The sequence below is a fragment of the Arthrobacter sp. 05T47 genome (assembly GCF_056395825.1).
Window position 1 is genome coordinate 52,127 of the sequence record NZ_JBFTKG010000014.1, and the last position, 18,502, is coordinate 70,628.

Here is an 18,502-nt window from a genome sequence, read left to right on the forward strand (position 1 = left end):
CTCCTTTGGGGGTGACGTGTTGTGGATGCGGTGGATTACTTGACGCCGAGGATGTCGACGACGAAGACGAGGTCGCCCTTGGCGTCGCCTTGGCCCTGATCACCGTAGGCGAGGTCCTTCGGGACCACCAAAAGGACGCGGGAGCCGACCGTCTTGCCGGTCAGGCCCTGGGTCCAGCCCTTGATGACGCCGGTCAGCGGGAAGGTGGCTTTCTTGCCACTGTCGAAGCTGGAATCGAAGACCTTGCCGGTGGCGAGGGCGACGCCGACGTAGTTCACGGTGATGGTGTCGGTCTCCTTGAGGGCCTGGCCCTTGCCCTTGATGAGGTCCTGCGAGACSAGCGCGGTGGGAGCCTTGACGCCSGCCACGGAGATYTCCGGAATGCCCTTGTCGTTTTCCTTGACGGTCGGCAGCCCGGCCGGCGGGGTGACGGCGTCGCCTTCAGGCTTGTCCAGGACCGGCGGAGCGTCCTTGGCGGAGAGCACCTTGACGATCAGGAGCTGGGTCGGCTTGGCCTCGGTACCCTCGGCTGCGGCCTGGCCGGGGACGGCCAGGGCAAGGTGGGAGCCAATCTTGGCGCCTACGAACGCGTTGTAGATCACGGGGCTGCTGCTCTTGAGCTCGTCGTTCAGCTCCAGCGGCTCGGGATCGTTCGGGAACGTGTCTTCGAGGGTGCTGCCGTCCTTGCCGTTGAAGGCGACGATCGAGATGTTGGCGATCTGGTTGGCCTTGACCCGGTCGCCGCTGCCTTCGGTGACCACCTTGACGGTGGGTTCCTTGACATCGAGCGGTTTGGTGAATTCGACACCGGGGGCCTTCTTGTCACCGTTCTCCGTCAATTTGACCGAGTCCAGCTTCGCGGTCTCACCCGCGGACTGGCTGGTGGGTTCCGGAGCCGGGGGCGCTTCGCCGCCGCCGCAGGCGGTCAGCAGCAGCAGTCCGGGAAGAAGAATTGCTAGTAGTCGGCGCACTTGGAAACTTTCGTCGAGGCAGGGTGGACTCAGTGCCGTTCGGTTTCCCGCGGCAAAGAAAGCGGCGGCCGCCAGGCGGCCCTACCTCAGAATAACGTGCGAAGCTGAGTATCAGCCCATCGAGTCCAGCAGCGCATCCACCCGGTCATCGACGCTCCGGAACGGATCCTTGCACAGGATGGTCTGGTGGGCGCGGTCGTTCAGCTTCAAATGGACCCAGTCCACCGTGTAGTCGCGGCCGAGCTCCTGGGCACGCCGGACGAAGTCGCCGCGGAGTTTGGCCCGGGTGGTCTGCGGCGGGGCATCCACMGCATCCTTGACYGCCGTGTCRTCCACWATCCTGCGGACGGCCCCGCGCGCCTGGAGCAGGTAGAACAGTCCGCGGCCGCGGGAAATGTCATGGTACGTCAGGTCCAGCTGCGCGATCCGGGGCGCGTCCAGCCCCAGCCCGTRCCGTTCCCGGTAGTTGTCCATGAGCTTCTTCTTGATCGCCCAGTCCACTTCTGTGTCGATGGTGCTCGTGTCGCCGCTTTCGATGGCGTCCAGCGTCCGCTCCCAAAGGTCCAGGATCAGCGGCACGTGTGCGTTGTGYGCGCCGTGCTCGGCCACGAACGCCRYGACCTTGCCCAGGTACTCGCGCTGGATTTCCAGGGCGGTGAGCTGCCGGCCGTTGGCGAGCCGGACCAGTGCCCGGCCGCTKAGGTCGTGGGAGATTTCCCGGATGCTCCGGATCGGGTTCTCCATGCGCATGTCGCGCATGATCACCCCGGCCTCGATCATCCGCAGGATCAGGTCCACCGTRCCGACCTTGAGCAGGGCCGTTGATTCGGACATGTTGGAGTCGCCCACGATCACGTGCAGGCGGCGGTAGAACTCGGCGTCGGCGTGCGGCTCGTCCCGGGTGTTGATGATGGGCCGGGAACGGGTGGTGGCGGAGGAGACGCCCTCCCAGATGTGGTCGGCCCGCTGGGAGAAGGCGAAGGTGGCCCCGTGCGGGGTCTTCAGGATCTTGCCGGCCCCGGCGATCAGCTGCCGGGTCACGAGGAACGGGATCAGGATCTCCGCGAGCCGGGAAAATTCGCCGCGGCGCGGGATGAGGTAGTTTTCGTGGCTRCCGTAGGAGTTCCCGGCCGAGTCCGTGTTGTTCTTGAACAGGTAGACGGTGCCGTTGAACCCCTCGGCCGCCAGCCGCTCCTGGGCTTCGTCCACGAGGTCGCAGAGGATCAGTTCGCCGGCACGGTCATGCGCGATCAGCTGGGCGAGGTCGTCGCACTCGGCAGTGGCGTACTCCGGGTGGGACCCGACGTCCAGGTAGAGGCGCGAACCGTTGGTCAGGAACACGTTGGAGGACCGTCCCCAGCTGACCACCTTGCGGAAGAGGTAGCGGGCTACTTCYTCGGGCGCGAGCGGCCGGGACTCCGGACTTGAATAGGAAATTCCGAATTCGGTTTCGATGCCGAATATGCGCTTGTCCATCTCACTTCTCCTCAGCCAGCAATGCCACGATGTCCGGGTCCTCGAGCCGGCGGAATGCCCGCCGGGTGCCGCGTCCGCTCTCCGAGGCCCGGTCCAGTACCGCGACTTCCAGCGCGGACGCCGGCAGCGTGGTTGTTTCCTTGTCCGCCACGAGTCCGGCGAGGGCCAGCCGGATGGCGCCCGCGAAGTCCAGTTCGCCCTGCCAGCCCGCCGCGACTGCTTCGGAAACCTTGTCCGCCTGGCCGCCCATCACAATGAAGCCCTGTTCATCGGCGATGGARCCGTCAAAGGTCAGCCGGTACAGGTGATCCGCCTCCTGRGTCTGGGCGACCTCGGCCACGGCCAGTTCCACCTCGAAGGGTTTCTGTTCGGCCGTAAACACMGCGCCGAGGCTCTGCGCGTATACGCTCGCGAGGCCGCGGGCCGTGACGTCCTCCCGGTCGTAGGAGTAGCCGCGGACRTCGGCRTAGCGCACCCCGGCCTGGCGSAGGCTTTCGAACTCGTTGTACTTGCCGACGGCGGCGAACGCGATCTTGTCGTAGATCTCGCCGATCTTGTGCAGCGACGGAGACGGGTTCTCGGCCACGAGGGCAATCCCGTCCCTGCAGCTGATGACGACCACCGAGCGTCCGCGGGCGATGCCCTTCCGTGCGAAATCCGCACGGTCCTTCATCAGCTGTTCGGGCGATACATAGAACTGCTGGGTCATTTCAGGCCTCCCGCTGGGCGACGGCCCGGGATTCGATGATGCGGCCGGCGACGGCGGCGAGATCMCGCTCCGGGACGCGGAAGGCGCCTGATCGGTTCACGATGTACACCACCGGCCATAGTTGCCGGACCGGATCGGGCCCGCCCGTGGCGGAGTCGTCGTCGGCGGCGTCGTACAGGGCCTCGACGGCGACCGCCACGGCGTCCTGTTCCGAAAGGCCGGGGCGCCAGAGTTTCTTCAGCGCGCCGCGGGCGAACATCGAGCCGGAGCCCACGGCGTGGTGCTCCTGCTCCTCGTAGCGGCCGCCCGTCACGTCRTAGGAGAAGAGCCTGCCAAAGCCCGCGGGCCGGTCGAATCCGGCGAACAASGGGACGACMGCGAGGCCYTGCATGGCCATGGGCAGGTTGCCGCGCACCATGGCGCCGAGCCGGTTTGCCTTGCCGTCCAGGCTGAGCAGCGTGCCCTCGATCTTCTCGTAGTGCTCGAGTTCCACCTGGAACAGCCGGGTGATGTCGAGGGCGATTCCGGCTGTTCCGGCGATGCCCAGCACGGAGTACTGGTCCGCGGGAAAGACCTTTTCGATGTGCCGGCTCGCGATCACGTTGCCCATCGTCGCGCGGCGGTCGCCGGCCATCAGCACTCCCCCGGCATAAGTCATCGCCACGATCGTCGTGCCGTGCGGGRCCTGCAGCSCAGCCGCCGGCTGGGCGGYATGCCCGGTGGCCGGCAGCTGGYTGWACRGCATTTGGCCAAAGGGCATTAAGTCAGGCCGTTCGCGCTGCAGATGCTCGGTGAATGAGGACGTCGCGTTGGCTGCTACTCGGTTGGCTGTTGTTTCCTGCACTARCGCTCTCCCTCAACGTGGTGGATCAACGACTCTTCCGGCCCTTAGCCCCTCCCGCCGCCCTCATCCGGCGGCCGGCGGCGCTCCTACTGGCCGCCCTTTTGGACGAAGGCGCGGACGAACTCCTCGGCATTGGACTCCAGCACGCCGTCGATCTCATCGAGGAGATCGTCCACGCCCTGGGTGGCTGCCGACGCCTGGGCGTCCGCGGGGGCCGGCGGCGCGGCGGGGACGTCCTCGTCAACCTCGGTGTCCCGCGACTGCGGCTGCTGCTGCTCCTGGCCTGCCATTGTTTTCTCCTTCATGTCCGTCCCTTTTCTCCTAAGGGACATCCTGTAGCAATAGTGCCACGCCGGGGGCGCCGGCGGGGGCCTTTATTCCTAGGAACCGGGGCTGAGTCCCAGCAGTTCGGCCAGGAACGTCCCGGCCTCCCGGTGCCGGGCAAACAGGCCGCCGGTGAGGGCTTCGGTTCCGCGCAGCGGCTCGCGGGTGGGGACCCGCTGGAGCCTGCCCCGGCCGGGGACGTCGAAGATCACCGAGTCCCAGCTGGCTCCCGCGAGGTCCGCGCCGAACCGGCTGACGCAGCGTCCGCGGAAGTACGCCCGGGTGTCCGACGGCGGTTCCGTCACCGCGCGGGCGATCGCGGCGTCGTCGACGATTCGCTGCATCCGGTCGCGGGCCAGCAGGCGGTAGTAGAGCCCCTTTTCGGGGCGGATATCGGCCCACTGCAGGTCCACCAGGCCCAGCCTGGCACTGTCCCAGTCCAAGCCGTCACGCTGGCGGTAGCCCTCCAGCAAGGACAGCTTCGCGAGCCACTCCACCGAGGACGCGGCCGCGGCCCGGTCACCGCCGAGCTCGCTCAATGTGGCGGACCACCGTTCCAGCACTTCATGGGTGTGCCCGTCACCGTCCACGGCGTCCGCGACGCCGGTGTCCTGCGCGTGTTTCGAGGCGGCCTCGAAGTAGATCCACTGCAGGTCCAGGGCCGTGATCCGTCGGCCGTCGCCCAGGCGCAGCAGCGTGGTCAGCGAGGTGTCGTGGCTGATGGCCTGGAGGGCGGCGACGGGCTCGTGGACTTCGATCCGCGGCGCCAGCCCGGCCTCAATCAGGCTCAGGACCATGGCGGTGGTGCCGAACTTGAGGAAGTTGGATGCCTGGCTGAGGTTGGCGTCGCCGATGATGACGTGGAGCCGGCGGTATTTGTCCGCGGTGGCGTGGGGTTCATCCCTGGTGTTGATGATGGGCCGGCGGATGGTGGTCTCCAGGCCCACCTCGGTTTCGAAGAAGTCCGCGCGCTGGCTGATCTGGTAGCCGGCCCGGGCGCTGTCCTGGCCCAGGCCCACCCGCCCGGCACCGCAAATGATCTGCCGGGTGACGAAGAACGGCGTGAGGCCGCGGACGATCTCGCCGAACGGCACCGAGCGGGGCATGAGGTAGTTCTCGTGCGAGCCGTAGGAGACCGATTTGTTGTCCGTGTTGTTTTTGTACAGGTTGACCGGCGGCAGTTCGGAATCGGCGGCCAGGCGGCGGACGGCGGCCAACGCCACGAGGTCGCCGGCGGCGTCCCACGTCACGGCGGCGCGCGGGTTGGTCACCTCGGGGCTGGAGTACTCCGGGTGGGCGTGGTCGACGTACAACCGTGCGCCGTTGCCCAGCACCATGTTCATGAGCAGCGTGCCGGATTCGTCCTCGCCGTCGGCCTCCAATTCCTGCCGTCCGTAGGCGAGGGCGATCGCCTCGGCGTCGAGGACGGGAGGCTGGTCCGTGAGCTGTTCCGGGTCAGCGCTGCTGCGCTCCAGGGTCCAGCCGCGGGCGTCGTGCAGCGGTTCCTCGTCGGTGTAGTCCCACCGTGTTTCGGCGCCGCCGGCGGCGCGCTGCCGCGTCACCTGGGCGTACGCCTGGATGACCCGGGCGGACATCATGGTGGCGTTGGCTCCCGGGGCCGAGGGCGCGTGGATGCCGTATTCGGTCTCTGAACCCATCACCCGCATCGCACCGCCGACCGGCAGCCCGCCCGAGTCGGCCGGTTTGCCGGGGACAACAGCCGTCACAGGTACTGCCCTGTGCTGGGCATCGTCTCGATGGACTTCCCGGGCTCCTGGCCGGCCTTGCCCTGCACGATGGTGCGGATGTAGGTGATGCGCTCGCCCTTCTTGCCGGAGATCCGTGCCCAGTCATCCGGGTTGGTGGTGTTGGGCATGTCCTCGTGTTCACGGAACTCGTCCACGACCGCCCGGAGCAGGTGGTCGATCCGCAGGCCCTTCTGCCCGATGGTCAGCAGGTCCTTGATGGCGTACTTCTTGGCCCGGTCCACGACGTTCTGCACGACGGCGCCGGAATTGAAGTCCTTGAAGTAGAGCATCTCGGTGTCGCCGTTGGCGTAGGTCACCTCGAGGTATTCGTTGGACTTCTCGGTGGAGTACATCGCCTCGACGGTCCGCTGGACCATAGCGTCCACGGTCGCCTGGACGTCGCCGCTGTGCTCGGCGAGGTCGGACTCGTGGAAGGGCAGGTCCGTGGTGATGTACTTGTTGAAGATGTCCGCGGCGGCCTCAGCGTCGGGACGCTGGATCTTCACCTTGACGTCCAGGCGGCCCGGCCGCAGGATGGCCGGATCGATCATGTCCTCCCGGTTGGACGCGCCGATCACGATCACGTTGTCCAGCCGTTCGACGCCGTCGATCTCGCTGAGCAGCTGCGGGACAATGGTCGTTTCGACGTCGGAGGAAATGCCGGTGCCGCGGGTGCGGAACAGGGAATCCATTTCGTCGAAGAACACCACCACCGGGCTGCCCTCCGAGGCCTTTTCCCGGGCCCGCGCGAAGATCAGGCGGATGTGCCGTTCCGTCTCGCCGACGTACTTGTCCAGCAGCTCGGGTCCCTTGATGTTCAGGAAATAGCTCTTCATGTCCGTCTTGCCGGCGCGCTCGGCGGCCCGCGCGGCCAGCGAGTTGGCCACGGCCTTGGCGATCAGGGTCTTGCCGCAGCCCGGCGGGCCGTACAGCAGGATGCCCTTGGGCGCTTTCAGACCGTGCTCGCGGTACAGGTCAGGGTGCAGGAACGGCAGTTCGACGGCGTCGCGGATCTGTTCGATCTGCGGGCCCAGGCCGCCGATGTCCTGGTACGTGATGTCCGGAACTTCTTCGAGAACGAGGTTCTCCACCTCGGAGCGCGGGATTTTTTCCAGTGCGTAGCCGGTGCGTGAATCGATCGAGAGCGCGTCACCGACCCGCAGCCGCTGGGCGAGCAGGGCACCGGAGAGCCGGATCACCCGCTCCTCGTCGGCGCGGCCGACCACCAGGGCGCGGTCCGGCCCGAGCATTTCCTTGAGCGTGACGAGGTCCCCGGCGCGCTCGTAGCCGAGCCCGGCGACCACCATGAGGGCCTCATTGAGCAGGACTTCCTGCCCCACGGCCAGCTGGTTGAGGTTGACCAGCGGGCTGATCCCCACACGCATTTTGCGGCCGGCGTTGAAGATGTCCACGGATTCTTCGGTGGCCGCCTGGCCGCTGTTCCCGGCGGTCGGCAGCCGCTTGGGGTTCAGCTGAAGGATGGTGCCGAAGCTGTACGGCGGCTGTCCCTCCTGGTCGAGGGCGTTCTTGAGCCGCAGGATTTCGGCTTTGGCCGTTTCCAGCATGCTGACGAGCTTGGAATTGTTCTGCGTCGCGGCAGCAAGCTGGCGGTCAATGTGGCGGAGCTTATCCCTGAGGATATTGACCTGCCGTTCTGCGACGGACAGTTCACTGGCGGGGTACCGCTCGCCCTCGCCGGATGCGGCCCGAGCCGCATCCGAGCGTGCGGTGGCATCCGCTGCGTCCTCAGCCGGTGTGCGGCCCGGGTCAGTGTTCGGAGTCTCCATCGTGTATCAGCCCCTTCCTGCTCTTCTGTTAAGACCATAGTCCTAAGAAGGCTGGTGCCGCTGGAGACATCCTAAATATGCTGCCTAGTTCGTTATCTCCGGGGCGTCCACGACGTTTGTTCCGGCGATTGCGTCGCGGGCGGCGCGGCGCAGTTTCTTGTCCGAAACGGCCCGCTCGCCCACCGCGCCCGGGGTCCAGGCATTGACGTCTTCTTCGTTAAAGTCAGTCTTGGAGGGACGGCGCTTCACCGAGATTCCCGTGACGCCGTCGGCCAGCCGGCGGGTTACGAGCAGGAATCCGGTGTGGGCGACCATCCGGTGATCCGGTCGTACGGCCAGGCCCTCGAGGTGCCAGCCGCGGACCATGGATTCCCAAGCGTCAGGTTCGGTGAACCGGCCGTCGGCGCGGATGGCTTCGGCTGTCCGCGAAAGCTGCGTCACAGTCGCGACATAATTGATCCACACTCCGCCCGGTGCGAGGACGGTGGCGACGGCGTCGAGGCATTCCCACGGGGCGAGCATGTCCAGGACCACGCGGTCCACGGAGCCGGGTTCCTCGGTGCGGACGACTTCCTCCTGGAAGTCGCCGAGCGAGATCTTCCAGGCGGGGTGCGGGCCGCCGAAGATGGTCTCGACGTTGCCGCGGGCGATGTCCGCGAATTCCTGGCGGCGCTCAAATGAGTGCAGGTAGCCGTTGTCCCCCACCGCGCGCAGCAGCGAGATGGACAGGGCGCCCGAGCCGACGCCGGCTTCGACCACGCGGGCGCCGGGGAAGATGTCCGCCATGGTGACGATCTGGCCGGCGTCCTTGGGGTAGACCACGGCTGCGCCGCGCGGCATGGAGAGCACGAAGTCCGAGAGCAGCGGGCGCAGGGTCTGGTACTGCTGTCCGACGTTGTTGACCACCACGGAGCCGTCTGGCTGGCCGATGATCTCGTCATGGTTCAGGAATCCCCGGTGGGTGTGGAAGGCCCCGCCGACTTCGAGCGTGATCGTGTTCATGCGGCCCCGCTCGTCCGTGAGCTGGACCCGCTCGCCTTCGCGGAACGGTCCGCGGCGGCGCGCCGCGCCGGTCGCGCCGTTGACGGGGGCGGCGGCAGTCGTGTCGCCTGCGGCGGGGGTGGTGACGGTGTTAGTGCCTGCGGCGGTGTCGCTGCTCATGAAGATGTTCCTCGCTCCTGTAAAGCTGTGTGGCCGCGGACATGCCGGCGGTCACCGGTCCTTGCGCGTGGGGGCCGGAAATTCACGACCGCCCAGTAACTCTACCGGCTCTGCCCCTGGTTCTGGCGCTCGTTCCGGTACTTGCCCGTGATGGCCTTGAGCACAGCGGACTGGCGCAGCAGCCCGGTGACGGCGCCGTCGCGGTCCACGACGGCGTACTCCTGGCCTTCGAGCTGGGCCAGGTACTGGACGAGTTCCTGGCCCTTGGACCATTCGGGGACATAGGCGCCGGCGCCAAGGGGGTAGGAGACAGCGGTGAGGGCGGTCGCGGCGGCCAGCGCGGCGGGCACGGTGGCTGCGGCTCCGGCGTCGACGATGCCGACGGGGCGGCCGTCCCGGTCGCACAGCACCACGGCGGGCTTTCCTGCCGGCGCCCGGTCCAGGAAGTCGGCCACTGTGGCGGTTTCCGGTAGGCCGAGGGCCGGCTCGGCGAGGGCCGCGGCGTCGACAAGGTACAGCCTGCCGCGCAGGCGGGCCTGCTGGATCGACGCTGATGCGCCCATCCACAGGAAGCTGCCTACGAGGGCGGTGATAAGGGTGAAGGTAATGTCCGGCCGCTGGCCGCTGACCAGGGGCAGGACGATGAACCACAGTGCCAGGGCGACCACGATGATCCGGCCCGCCCAGCCCGCGGCAATGGTGCCCTTTTCCTGGCTGCCGGTGACTTTCCAGACGGCGGATTCCACCAGCCGGCCGCCGTCCAGGGGGAGGCCGGGAAGGACGTTGAAGATGCCGATCAGCAGGTTGGCCCAGACGAAGATGTTGGCCAGGATGTCGCCAACACCCCGCAGGTCACCGAACGAAAGCAGGAGCCAGCCTGCGCCGGCCAGGACGAAGTTCGCGGCCGGTCCGGCCATCGCCACCAGGACGGAGCGGCCAGGTGAGGCCGTGAAGCTTTGGAACTGCGTGTGCCCGCCCCAAAGGTTCAGGACAATCTTTTCCGTGGGCCAGTGGAAGATCTTCGCGGTCAGCGCGTGGGCGAGTTCGTGCGCCAGCACGGAAATCAGGAGCAGCAGCGCGTAGGCGAAGGCGACGAAGAACGCGGTGACGCCGAGACGCGGATTGTTGCTCTGCAGGACCGGGCCGTACGCGATCACGGTGAAGGCGGCGATGATGAACCAGGAATACGCCAGAAATACCGGGATGCCGGCAATGCGGCCCAGCGGGATCCCCTCGCGGCGGGAAGCCGTGCTCTTGCCGGATTGCCCCCGGCTGCCGGTGTCAGCCACGGTGCTGGCTCCCTGCTGGGGCAACGGTTGGGCGCAGGCCTGAATCGGCCGCCCCGCCGAACGTGGCGTCCGGGAATTCCTGCCGCAGGGCCACCAGCTCCTCAAGGTCGGCAACGGTCCGGCCTTCGAGGGTGTCCCAGGTGGCCCGGCGGGGGTCGTGCGGGAGGGGCAGGATGTGCGGGATGGCGACCGTGACGACGCCGGAGGCGATGGCAGCTGCGACACCCGGCACGGAATCCTCCAGGGCCACGCAGTGGTGCAGTCCCAGTTCGGGATCCTGCTGCTGCAGGAGTTCCACGGCCGTCAGGTAGGCCTCCGGGTGCGGCTTCCCCTGCGTGACGGTGTCCCCGGTGACGAGGAACTCGAAGTAGGGCTCCGGCAGGCTCGCGACGATCTCCCGGGCCAGCGGGCCCTCGGACATGGTCACGAGGGCGCACCGGACGCCGGCGTTGTAAAGCTCGTCGAGCAGTTCGCGGGCCCCCGGCCGCCAGGGAACGGAGTTCCGGACCTGGCTGATGACATGGCCGGTGAGCGTGTCGATGATCTCGCGCTGTTCCATCTTCACGCCGGCTGCCTGCAGGATGCCCGCGGAGAACGTCAGGGCCTGCCCGACGAGCTGCATGGCCTGGTCCTGGGACCATTGCCCGCCGTGGGCTTCAACGAGGGCGCGCTCGGCTTCGATCCAGTAGGGCTCGGTGTCGACAATGGTGCCATCCATGTCCCAGAGCGCTGCTTTTAGAAGGGGCCGGGAAGCTGAGGATCGCATGCCCTCCAGTCTACGGGGAAGCCCGCGGACCGGAGCCCGCGCTACGCCTACGGCGAATTCCGGCCGCCGCGCCGCGGGATTCGGGGCGGTAATTGGGCACGCTGAGCGCCCAATTGCCTGCGCGGGGCCGGGTCTTGGACGTAGGGTGATGGCATGAACAGCTTCGAGGCAGACCCCACCGAACCAGGCGCCGTCTCCGAGCCGGAGCGGCTGCTGCTGCCCGTCCCCGAGGGTCGGCGTATCACCGTCATGCTGGCTGCCTTTGAGGGCTGGAACGACGCCGGCGAGGCTGCCAGCGATGCCCTGCGCTATCTGAACAAGCTCTGGGGCGGCAAGAAGGCCGCGGCGATCGACGCCGACGAGTACTACGACTTCCAGTTCACCCGGCCCACGATCCGCCGGACGGCGGCCGGCGAACGGAAGATCAAGTGGCCGTCAACACGGATCTTCAAGGCCAGTGTCCCCGACTCGAACGTGGACGTGATCTTTGTCCAGGGCACCGAGCCGTCCTATAAGTGGCGTGCCTACACGGCAGAGCTGCTGGTCCATGCCGAGGCCCTCCACGTGGACTATGTGATCCTGGTCGGGGCGCTGCTCGCCGATGTGCCGCACAGCCGGCCGATTCCGGTGAGCGCGTCCACGGACGACGCCGCCCTGCGCGAACGGATGGACCTCGAGGCCTCCCAGTACGAGGGCCCGGTGGGGATAGTCGGCGTGCTGGCCGAGGTGGCCATGCTGGCCGGGCTTCCCACCGTGTCGCTGTGGGCCGCCGTGCCGCACTATGTCGCCCAGGCGCCCTCGCCCAAGGCCCAGCTTGCGCTCCTGCACCGGATTGAGGAGCTGCTCCAGGTCCCGCTGGACACCACGGAACTCGTGGAGGAGGCCGACGCGTGGGAGCGGGGCGTGGACGAGCTCGCCACCGAGGATCCCGAGATTGCGGCGTATGTGCGCCAGCTGGAGGAGGCGAAGGACACCGCCGACCTCCCGGAGGCCAGCGGTGAATCCATCGCCCGCGAATTCGAGCGCTATCTCAAGCGCCGGGGCAAGGACAAGCCCTAGCAGGGGTTTGCCGAGCGTAGAGGGTGGCGGGTTAGAGTTCGACGCCGAGGAGCGCGTTGACGGCGTCGCTCACCAGTGCGGCGTCCGTGGCGGAGGGCGTCTCCGGGGTTTCCAGGGCTGCCTTCGCCCAGGCGTCGACGGCGGCGAGGGCGCCGGGCGCGTTGAGGTCATTGGCGAGCTCGGTCCGCATCCGGCCGATGAGCCCCGCGGCGGAGCCCTGGGGCGCCACGGCGAGGGCCTCGCGCCAGGTGCGCAGCCGGTCCTTGGCCTCGGCGAACCCCTCGGCGGTCCAGGACCAGTCCGTACGGTAGTGGTGGGCCAGGATGGCCAGGCGGATCGCGGCCGGCTCTTCGCCGTCACCGCGGAGCTTTGACACCAGGACGAGATTGCCCTTGGACTTGCTCATCTTTTCCCCGTCGAGGCCCACCATGCCGGCGTGCGCGAAGTGGCGGGCCAGCGGCACACCGGCCAGGGAGTACGCGTGGCCGGCGCCCATTTCGTGGTGCGGGAAGATGAGGTCCGAGCCGCCGCCCTGGACGGTGAAGGGCTTGGGCAGGTATTCCTGGGCGATCACGGTGCACTCGACGTGCCAGCCGGGCCGCCCCTCCCCCAGTTCGCCGCCGGGCCAGCTGGGCTCGCCGTCGCGGGCAACCCGCCACAGCAGCGGGTCCAGCGCCTGGCGCTTCCCGGCSCGGCCGGGGTCGCCRCCGCGCTCGGCGAASAGYTCGAGCATTTCGGCGTCGGAGAGTCCGGAAATGGATCCCAGGGTCCAGGCGTCGGCGTCGTCCGTCGAATGTTTACCGGCGGCCTCGACGTCGTAGTACACGTCGCCGTCGGGCTCCCCGGCGCTGCCGGGCACGCGGTACGCGAGTCCGTTGTGCAGGAGGCGCTCGATGGCCGGAACGATCAGCGGAACGGACTCGACGGCACCGACGTAGTGGTCCGGGGCGAGGACGTTCAAGGCTTCCATGTCGGTCTGGAACAGCTCGATCTGGCTCGCGGCGAGGTCCCGCCAGTCCACGCCGGTGGCCGTCGCGCGCTCCAGGAGGGGATCGTCGACGTCGGTGACGTTCTGGACGTAGGCGACCTGCTGGCCGCCGTCCCGCCAGGCACGGTTCAACAGGTCGAAGGCGACATAGCTGGCCGCGTGGCCCATGTGCGTGGCGTCATACGGGGTGATGCCGCAGACATACATGGACTGCTCACCCGTGGCCTCCAGGGTGACGATTCCGCCCTTGGCGGTGTCGAAAAGGCGCAGGGCGGGCATGCTGCCGGGGAGCTGGGCAACGGGGCGGGAGATCCAGGATTTCACAGCCCAAGCCTAGTGCTAGGCGCTGATGACATTGAAACCGAGCAGCAGGAACAGTGACATTCCCAGGATGATCCGGTACCAGACGAAGAGCCGGTAGCCGCGGGTGGAGACGTACTTGAGGAACCAGCCGATGATGACGTAGCCCACGATGAAGGCGATCACGGTGGCCAGGGCCGTCTCCGGGAGCCCGTACGGTCCGGTGATGCCTTCCTTGGAGACCACTTTGTACAACTGGTACAAGCCGCTGCCGAACACGGCAGGGATGGCCAGCAGGAACGAGTAGCGGGCTGCCGCCTCCCGGGTGTAGCCCATCAGGAGGCCGGCGCTGATGGTGCCGCCGGAGCGGGACACGCCCGGGAACAGGGCCAGGGCCTGCGCGAGTCCGTAATAGAGGCCGTGCTTGTAGGTCAGTTGCGTCAGTTCGCGGTTCTGCTTGCCAACCGTGTCTGCCACCGCGAGGACCATGCCGAACACGATCAGCATGGTGGCGACGCCCCAGAGGCTGCGGAGCACGGATTCGATCTGGTCCTGGAACAGCAGGCCGAGGACGATGATCGGGATGCTGCCCAGGATCACCAGCCAACCCAKCCGCGCATCCGGGTCCTGCCGTGACACTTTGCCGGTCAGCGAACCGGACCACGCGCGGATGATCCGCAGGATATCGCGCCAGAAATAGACAATCACCGCCGTCTCGGTGCCCAGCTGGGTGATGGCCGTAAAGGCCGCGCCGGGGTCGGACGCATCGGGCAGGAAGGCGCCGACGATCCGTAAATGGGCGCTTGAGGAAATCGGGAGGAACTCGGTCAGGCCTTGTACCAGGCCCAGCAGGGCCGCTTGCATCCAGTTCACGTTTATAGACCCTACGTTATGAAGCACGGCGACTCCCGTAAGCTTGCTGGCATGCAGCAGCGTTATGTCGGCAACAGTGGGTTGCGCGTGTCCGCCCTATCCCTTGGCACCATGTCCTGGGCCCGGGAAACCGAGGAACAGGATGCCGCCGCCCTGGTGCGGTCCTTCGTCGATGCCGGCGGAACCCTGATTGACACCGCGGCGTCCTACGCCGACGGTCAGGCCGAGGCGATGCTCGGCGGAATGCTCGGCGACGTCGTCGCCCGTTCCGAAGTGGTGATCTCCACCAAGGCCGGCCTGACGACGTCGGACGGCCGCCGCAGCGTCGACACCTCCCGCAACGGCATGCTCTCCGGCCTTGACGCGAGCCTGGCCCGGCTGGGAACCGACTACGTGGATCTCTGGTTCGCGCACGCCTGGGATCCAAATGTGCCGCTGGAAGAAACCCTGTCCGCGCTGGACTTCGCCGTGCGATCCGGCCGGGCGCGGTACGCCGGCGTCTCCAATTTCAACGGCTGGCAGACGGCCAAGGCCGCCGCGATCGCCGGTTTTCCCCTCGTGGCCAACCAGTCCGAATACTCGCTCCTGCAGCGCAACGCGGAGATCGAGCTGATTCCGGCAATCGAGGACGCCGGGCTCGGCCTGATGGCCTGGGGACCGATGGGACGCGGCGTCCTGAGCGGAAAGTACCGCGGGCACATCCCGGCGGATTCCCGTGCCGCCAACCAGCGGCTCGCCACCTATGTGGAGCCGTATCTTGAGGCACCCGCGTCGAGCGTGGTGGAGGCGGTCGCCATGGCGGCGAAGGGTCTCGGCCGGACGGCCCTGGATGTGTCGCTGAGCTGGCTGCTGTCCCAGCAGGGCGTGGCAACTGCCGTCGTCGGCGCGCGGACGCCGGTGCAGCTCAAGGAGATCCTGGATTCGGCCCTGGCGCCGCTGCCGCCGGAGATCGCCCAGGCGCTCGAAGACGTTTCCGACCCGGCCTAGGTCCGTCCAAAGAAGTCGCAGGCCAGCCTAGTTCTCGGGCGGCCTGGTTTCCGGCTACTCAGTTTCCTGGCGGCTCAGTTCTCTGAGTTCTGCAGGATCTCGAGGTCTTCTTCGTCGTCGACATCGTCCACGTCATCGTCGTCCTCGTCGCCGTCGATCACTTCCAGGGGCGTCACTTCCCCATAGGCTTCATAGAGAGCGTCGTCGTAAACTTCAAAGGCATCGGCGACGGCGAAGAACGCCGCTTCGACCGCGGGATCCCCGTCGCTTCTGCGGGCGGAGGCCGCCGCCAGGTGCTCTTCGAGTGCAGAGGTCAGTGACTGAAGCGCGACACGCGGATCGATGCTCATGACTTCACGTTAGTCGGAAAAAGACGAAAATGGAGAGCAATGAAAGAACATTTTCTGAGCAGCTCGGTCCGGCGGGAACGGGACTATGTGAAGCAGTACGAGTACCTCGTCCTGACGGTCGGCCCTGAGGATTCCCTGCCCGAGGCCCGCCGCCGGCTGGTGGAGCACTCCGAGTACGGCAAATGGGAACTGGAACGCAGCCGCCTCTACGTAGGCGGCGGGCGGCGGTTCTGGTTGCGCCGGAAAGTCATCCAGGTCCAGCGCACCGTATAGGACTCCCCCGGGCCCCAGGGCCGCCCCTAGGGCTCCAGCGGGCCCAGCCAGGCGTTCGCCACGGTGTTGTGCGCCGATTCGTCGTCGGACGGGTGGAACATGCCGGCCAGCACGTCCCGGTAGAGCCGCTCCAGTTCAGAGCCGCGGAAGTAGCTTGATCCGCCCGACACCCGGATCGCGAGGTCCACGACAGTGCGCGCCGTTTCCGTGGCCCGGACCTTGAGGCCCACCAGCCGGGGAAACCACTGGCTGCCGTGCTCAGCCAGTTCATCGACGTCGGCGGCAACGCGGGAGAGCTGAGGGTACAGCGCATCCATGGCCATCGCTGCCTCCGCCACCTTCCAGCGGATGTCCGGGTCCTGGGCGTAGCTGCGGCCGCCGTTCTTGAACGACGTGCGGCGCTGTACGGCTTCCACCCCGAGTGTGAGGGCCCGTTCGCCGATTCCCGTGTAAACAGCAGCCAGCAGGGTCTCGAAGCAGGCAAAGATCGCGAAAATGAGCGGGTCCGCGTTCGGGCCCACCGGAAGTTTCCGGAAGATCCGTTCCGCCGGCACGACGGCGCCGTCCAGGACTGTCGTGTTGGACTGGCTGGCCCGCATGCCCAGGGTGTCCCAGTCCGGCAGGATCTGGTACCCGGGCGTATCCCGGGTGATGAAGCCATGGACCAGCTCCCCGGCGCCGTCGGCCGCCGAGGAGTCCTTCCCGAAGATCCCCAGCCGGGTCCACGCCGGTGAGAGGCTCGTGAAAATCTTGCGCCCGGTGAAGCTGTAGCCTCCGCCGGGCACGGGGACGGCCTCGGTGCGGGAATCGAACAGCACCGAGTCGTTGCCGGCCTCCGAATTGCCGAAGGCAAAGATCTCCCCCTGGGCGGCTTCCTGGAGGATGAAGTCCAGGGAGGAGTCCCCCCGGGCTCCGAGCACGTGGGCGACGCCGGTCCACACGAGGTGCATGTTGACGGCCAGCGCCGTGGCCGGCGCCGCCGTCGCCAGCCGGCGCTGCAGCTGCGCCGCGTCCGCCAGCCCGAGTCCCAGACCGCCGTCGGCCACGGGGACAAAGATCTTCAGGTAGCCGGCCGCCGCCAGGTCCGCAAGGTCCTCATGGAAGAAGGCATTGTCGCGGTCGTAGCCGGCGGCGCGGCCGCGGATCCGTTCCAGCAGCGGCGCGGTGAGGATGTCCTCGGGCGTCATGGCCGGGGCGCCCGATCAGTAGTTGGTGAGCAGGGTGTCCAGCACCCGCGCACCGAACTTCAGGGAATCCGCCGGGACACGCTCGTCCACACCGTGGAACATGCCGGTGAAGTCGAGCTCGTCCGGAAGCATCAGGGGGGCGAACCCGTAGCCTGTGATGCCAAGCCGGCTCAGGGACTTGTTGTCCGTTCCGCCGGACAGCGTGTACGGCAGCACCTTGGCGCCCGGATCCTCCGAATGCAGGGCGTCGATCATCGAATCGACGAGGTTCCCGGCGAACGGCACCTCCAGTGAGACATCGTTGTGCACGTAGCTGATGTCCACGCCGGTCCCTGCGAGTTCCCGGACGATCTCCAGCACCTGTTCTTCCTGTCCGGGCAGCGTGCGGCAGTCGATGAGGGCCTCGGCGGATTCCGGGATGACGTTGTGCTTGTAGCCGCCCTTGAGGAGGGTGGGGTTGGTGGTGTTCTGCAGCGTGGCGCCGACAAAACGGGCCACTGTGCCGAGTTCCTTGAGGATCTTGTCCGGGTCGTCGGGATCGAATTCGACGCCGGTGAGTTCGGTGACGCCGTCGAGGAACTGCCGGGTGGTCGGCGTGAGCTCGATGGGCCAGTTGTAGGCGCCGATCCGGGAGACAGCTCCGGCGAGCCGGGTCACGGCGTTGTCGGTGTTGATCTGGGAACCGTGGCCTGCCCGGCCGTGGGCGACAAGGCGGAGCCAGGAGAGGCCCTTTTCCGCGGTCTGGAGCAGATAGGTGCGCTGGCCGCCGATCGTGGCGGAAAAACCGCCAACCTCGGAGATCGCCTCCGTGGCCCCCTCAAAGAGCTCCGGCCGCTTGTCGACGGCGTAGCGGGCCCCGTAGGTGCCGCCGGCTTCCTCGTCGGCGAAGAACGCGAAGATGAGGTCGCGCTTGGGTTTCCGGCCGGTGCGGGCGAAGTTGCGCAGCACGGACAGGATCATGGCGTCCATGTCCTTCATGTCCACGGCACCGCGTCCCCAAATCAGGCCGTCCTTCAGCTCGGCGCCGAAGGGGTCCACCGACCACTGCTCGCGGAGGGCCGGGACAACATCCAGGTGGCCGTGGACCACGAGCGCGCTGGCCGAGGGGTCCTCCCCCGCCAGCCGGGTCACGACGCTGGCGCGGCCGGGGGCGGCTTCGAAGATTTCGGCTTCCAGCCCGACTTCAGCCATGAGCCCGGCGGTGTACTCGGCGGCCGCACGTTCACCGGGGCCGGAGCCGTCTCCGTAGTTGGATGTGTCGATCCGGATCAGCTCTTGGCAGATCCTGACGACCTCGTCCTCGGGCCTGGGTTCAGTCCGGTTGTCAGTCATTGCGGCTCCTCTTAGCGGGTGGCTCAATTGCTGGCTTCAGCCTACCCACACCACCCCCGCGGACCCCGATTATTTGTT

18 protein-coding genes are annotated in these 18,502 nt (G+C 67.4%); 3 read left to right on the forward strand and 15 right to left on the reverse strand.

Features of this window, described 5'->3' with window-relative positions:
• Positions 1 to 35: 35 nt before the first annotated feature.
• The 10 genes from AC1DEY_RS11800 to AC1DEY_RS11845 all read right to left on the reverse strand — a co-directional run bounded on the left by AC1DEY_RS11800 (position 36) and on the right by AC1DEY_RS11845 (position 11,075).
• The gene (locus tag AC1DEY_RS11800; protein ID WP_441408660.1) at positions 36 to 971 is read right to left on the reverse strand and encodes an FKBP-type peptidyl-prolyl cis-trans isomerase; all 936 of its coding nucleotides are present in this window, start codon (positions 969 to 971) and stop codon (positions 36 to 38) included.
• A 111-nt stretch (positions 972 to 1,082) separates the two neighbouring features.
• The gene (gene pafA / locus AC1DEY_RS11805; protein ID WP_476868091.1) at positions 1,083 to 2,447 is read right to left on the reverse strand and encodes a Pup--protein ligase; all 1,365 of its coding nucleotides are present in this window, start codon (positions 2,445 to 2,447) and stop codon (positions 1,083 to 1,085) included.
• A gap of 1 nt (position 2,448) precedes the next feature.
• Positions 2,449 to 3,156 (reverse strand): proteasome subunit alpha, encoded by a 708-nt coding sequence (prcA, locus tag AC1DEY_RS11810; protein ID WP_441408658.1) that lies wholly within the window; start codon positions 3,154 to 3,156, stop codon positions 2,449 to 2,451.
• 1 nt (position 3,157) lies between these two features.
• On the reverse strand, positions 3,158 to 3,916 hold the full coding sequence (gene prcB / locus AC1DEY_RS11815) for a proteasome subunit beta (RefSeq protein ID WP_476868129.1): 759 nt from the start codon (positions 3,914 to 3,916) through the stop codon (positions 3,158 to 3,160).
• Between the two features lie 170 nt (positions 3,917 to 4,086).
• Positions 4,087 to 4,290 carry a ubiquitin-like protein Pup gene (locus tag AC1DEY_RS11820; protein WP_026266331.1) on the reverse strand — a complete coding sequence of 68 codons (204 nt, stop codon included), beginning with the start codon at positions 4,288 to 4,290 and terminating at the stop codon, positions 4,087 to 4,089.
• A gap of 90 nt (positions 4,291 to 4,380) precedes the next feature.
• The gene (gene dop, locus AC1DEY_RS11825; protein WP_476868130.1) at positions 4,381 to 5,991 is read right to left on the reverse strand and encodes a depupylase/deamidase Dop; all 1,611 of its coding nucleotides are present in this window, start codon (positions 5,989 to 5,991) and stop codon (positions 4,381 to 4,383) included.
• A gap of 56 nt (positions 5,992 to 6,047) precedes the next feature.
• Entirely contained in the window at positions 6,048 to 7,859 is a 1,812-nt protein-coding gene (gene arc / locus AC1DEY_RS11830; RefSeq protein ID WP_476868092.1) for a proteasome ATPase, read from the reverse strand.
• Between the two features lie 84 nt (positions 7,860 to 7,943).
• The gene (locus AC1DEY_RS11835) at positions 7,944 to 9,020 is read right to left on the reverse strand and encodes a tRNA (adenine-N1)-methyltransferase (RefSeq protein ID WP_476868093.1); all 1,077 of its coding nucleotides are present in this window, start codon (positions 9,018 to 9,020) and stop codon (positions 7,944 to 7,946) included.
• 101 nt (positions 9,021 to 9,121) lie between these two features.
• Positions 9,122 to 10,309, reverse strand: a complete 1,188-nt coding sequence (locus AC1DEY_RS11840) for a site-2 protease family protein (protein WP_476868094.1) — start codon at positions 10,307 to 10,309, stop codon at positions 9,122 to 9,124.
• Positions 10,302 to 11,075 (reverse strand): HAD family hydrolase, encoded by a 774-nt coding sequence (locus AC1DEY_RS11845; RefSeq protein WP_476868095.1) that lies wholly within the window; start codon positions 11,073 to 11,075, stop codon positions 10,302 to 10,304. The genes AC1DEY_RS11840 and AC1DEY_RS11845 overlap by 8 nt, the downstream gene beginning before the upstream one ends.
• Before the next feature lie 153 nt (positions 11,076 to 11,228).
• On the opposite strand from AC1DEY_RS11845, the gene AC1DEY_RS11850 reads away from it, so the two are divergent.
• The gene (locus AC1DEY_RS11850) at positions 11,229 to 12,134 is read left to right on the forward strand and encodes a PAC2 family protein (protein ID WP_476868096.1); all 906 of its coding nucleotides are present in this window, start codon (positions 11,229 to 11,231) and stop codon (positions 12,132 to 12,134) included.
• A 31-nt stretch (positions 12,135 to 12,165) separates the two neighbouring features.
• Here AC1DEY_RS11850 and mshC read toward each other — a convergent pair whose 3' ends face one another.
• Together mshC and AC1DEY_RS11860 are read right to left on the reverse strand one after the other, a co-directional pair.
• Positions 12,166 to 13,446 carry a cysteine--1-D-myo-inosityl 2-amino-2-deoxy-alpha-D-glucopyranoside ligase gene (gene mshC, locus AC1DEY_RS11855; protein WP_476868097.1) on the reverse strand — a complete coding sequence of 427 codons (1,281 nt, stop codon included), beginning with the start codon at positions 13,444 to 13,446 and terminating at the stop codon, positions 12,166 to 12,168.
• A 15-nt stretch (positions 13,447 to 13,461) separates the two neighbouring features.
• A complete protein-coding gene (locus AC1DEY_RS11860) occupies positions 13,462 to 14,295 on the reverse strand; it encodes an undecaprenyl-diphosphate phosphatase (RefSeq protein ID WP_476868098.1) in 834 nt (277 codons plus the stop codon).
• A gap of 51 nt (positions 14,296 to 14,346) precedes the next feature.
• On the opposite strand from AC1DEY_RS11860, the gene AC1DEY_RS11865 reads away from it, so the two are divergent.
• Positions 14,347 to 15,282 (forward strand): aldo/keto reductase, encoded by a 936-nt coding sequence (locus AC1DEY_RS11865; RefSeq protein WP_476868099.1) that lies wholly within the window; start codon positions 14,347 to 14,349, stop codon positions 15,280 to 15,282.
• Positions 15,283 to 15,356: 74 nt separating this feature from the next.
• Here the strand turns inward: AC1DEY_RS11865 and AC1DEY_RS11870 are convergent, their stop codons facing one another.
• The gene (locus tag AC1DEY_RS11870; protein ID WP_476868100.1) at positions 15,357 to 15,632 is read right to left on the reverse strand and encodes a hypothetical protein; all 276 of its coding nucleotides are present in this window, start codon (positions 15,630 to 15,632) and stop codon (positions 15,357 to 15,359) included.
• Positions 15,633 to 15,671: 39 nt separating this feature from the next.
• On the opposite strand from AC1DEY_RS11870, the gene AC1DEY_RS11875 reads away from it, so the two are divergent.
• Positions 15,672 to 15,905 carry a DUF5703 family protein gene (locus AC1DEY_RS11875; RefSeq protein ID WP_018772920.1) on the forward strand — a complete coding sequence of 78 codons (234 nt, stop codon included), beginning with the start codon at positions 15,672 to 15,674 and terminating at the stop codon, positions 15,903 to 15,905.
• A gap of 26 nt (positions 15,906 to 15,931) precedes the next feature.
• On the opposite strand, the gene AC1DEY_RS11880 is transcribed toward AC1DEY_RS11875, so the two are convergent.
• Together AC1DEY_RS11880 and AC1DEY_RS11885 are read right to left on the reverse strand one after the other, a co-directional pair.
• Positions 15,932 to 17,092, reverse strand: coding sequence for an acyl-CoA dehydrogenase family protein (locus tag AC1DEY_RS11880; RefSeq protein WP_476868101.1), 1,161 nt, complete (start codon positions 17,090 to 17,092; stop codon positions 15,932 to 15,934).
• Positions 17,093 to 17,107: 15 nt separating this feature from the next.
• A complete protein-coding gene (locus AC1DEY_RS11885; protein ID WP_441408647.1) occupies positions 17,108 to 18,424 on the reverse strand; it encodes a M20/M25/M40 family metallo-hydrolase in 1,317 nt (438 codons plus the stop codon).
• Positions 18,425 to 18,502: the final 78 nt, after the last annotated feature.

What these genes read in the sequence shown, in the direction of transcription:
- AC1DEY_RS11820 (WP_026266331.1), bottom strand. Translation starts at nt 4,290, where the DNA reads ATGGCAGGCCAGGAGCAGCAGCAGCCGCAGTCGCGGGACACCGAGGTT.
- dop (WP_476868130.1), bottom strand. Translation starts at nt 5,991, where the DNA reads ATGCGGGTGATGGGTTCAGAGACCGAATACGGCATCCACGCGCCCTCG.
- arc (WP_476868092.1), bottom strand. Translation starts at nt 7,859, where the DNA reads ATGGAGACTCCGAACACTGACCCGGGCCGCACACCGGCTGAGGACGCA.
- AC1DEY_RS11835 (WP_476868093.1), bottom strand. Translation starts at nt 9,020, where the DNA reads ATGAGCAGCGACACCGCCGCAGGCACTAACACCGTCACCACCCCCGCC.
- AC1DEY_RS11845 (WP_476868095.1), bottom strand. Translation starts at nt 11,075, where the DNA reads ATGCGATCCTCAGCTTCCCGGCCCCTTCTAAAAGCAGCGCTCTGGGAC.
- AC1DEY_RS11850 (WP_476868096.1), top strand. Translation starts at nt 11,229, where the DNA reads ATGAACAGCTTCGAGGCAGACCCCACCGAACCAGGCGCCGTCTCCGAG.
- AC1DEY_RS11865 (WP_476868099.1), top strand. Translation starts at nt 14,347, where the DNA reads ATGCAGCAGCGTTATGTCGGCAACAGTGGGTTGCGCGTGTCCGCCCTA.
- AC1DEY_RS11870 (WP_476868100.1), bottom strand. Translation starts at nt 15,632, where the DNA reads ATGAGCATCGATCCGCGTGTCGCGCTTCAGTCACTGACCTCTGCACTC.
- AC1DEY_RS11875 (WP_018772920.1), top strand. Translation starts at nt 15,672, where the DNA reads ATGAAAGAACATTTTCTGAGCAGCTCGGTCCGGCGGGAACGGGACTAT.
- AC1DEY_RS11880 (WP_476868101.1), bottom strand. Translation starts at nt 17,092, where the DNA reads ATGACGCCCGAGGACATCCTCACCGCGCCGCTGCTGGAACGGATCCGC.
- AC1DEY_RS11885 (WP_441408647.1), bottom strand. Translation starts at nt 18,424, where the DNA reads ATGACTGACAACCGGACTGAACCCAGGCCCGAGGACGAGGTCGTCAGG.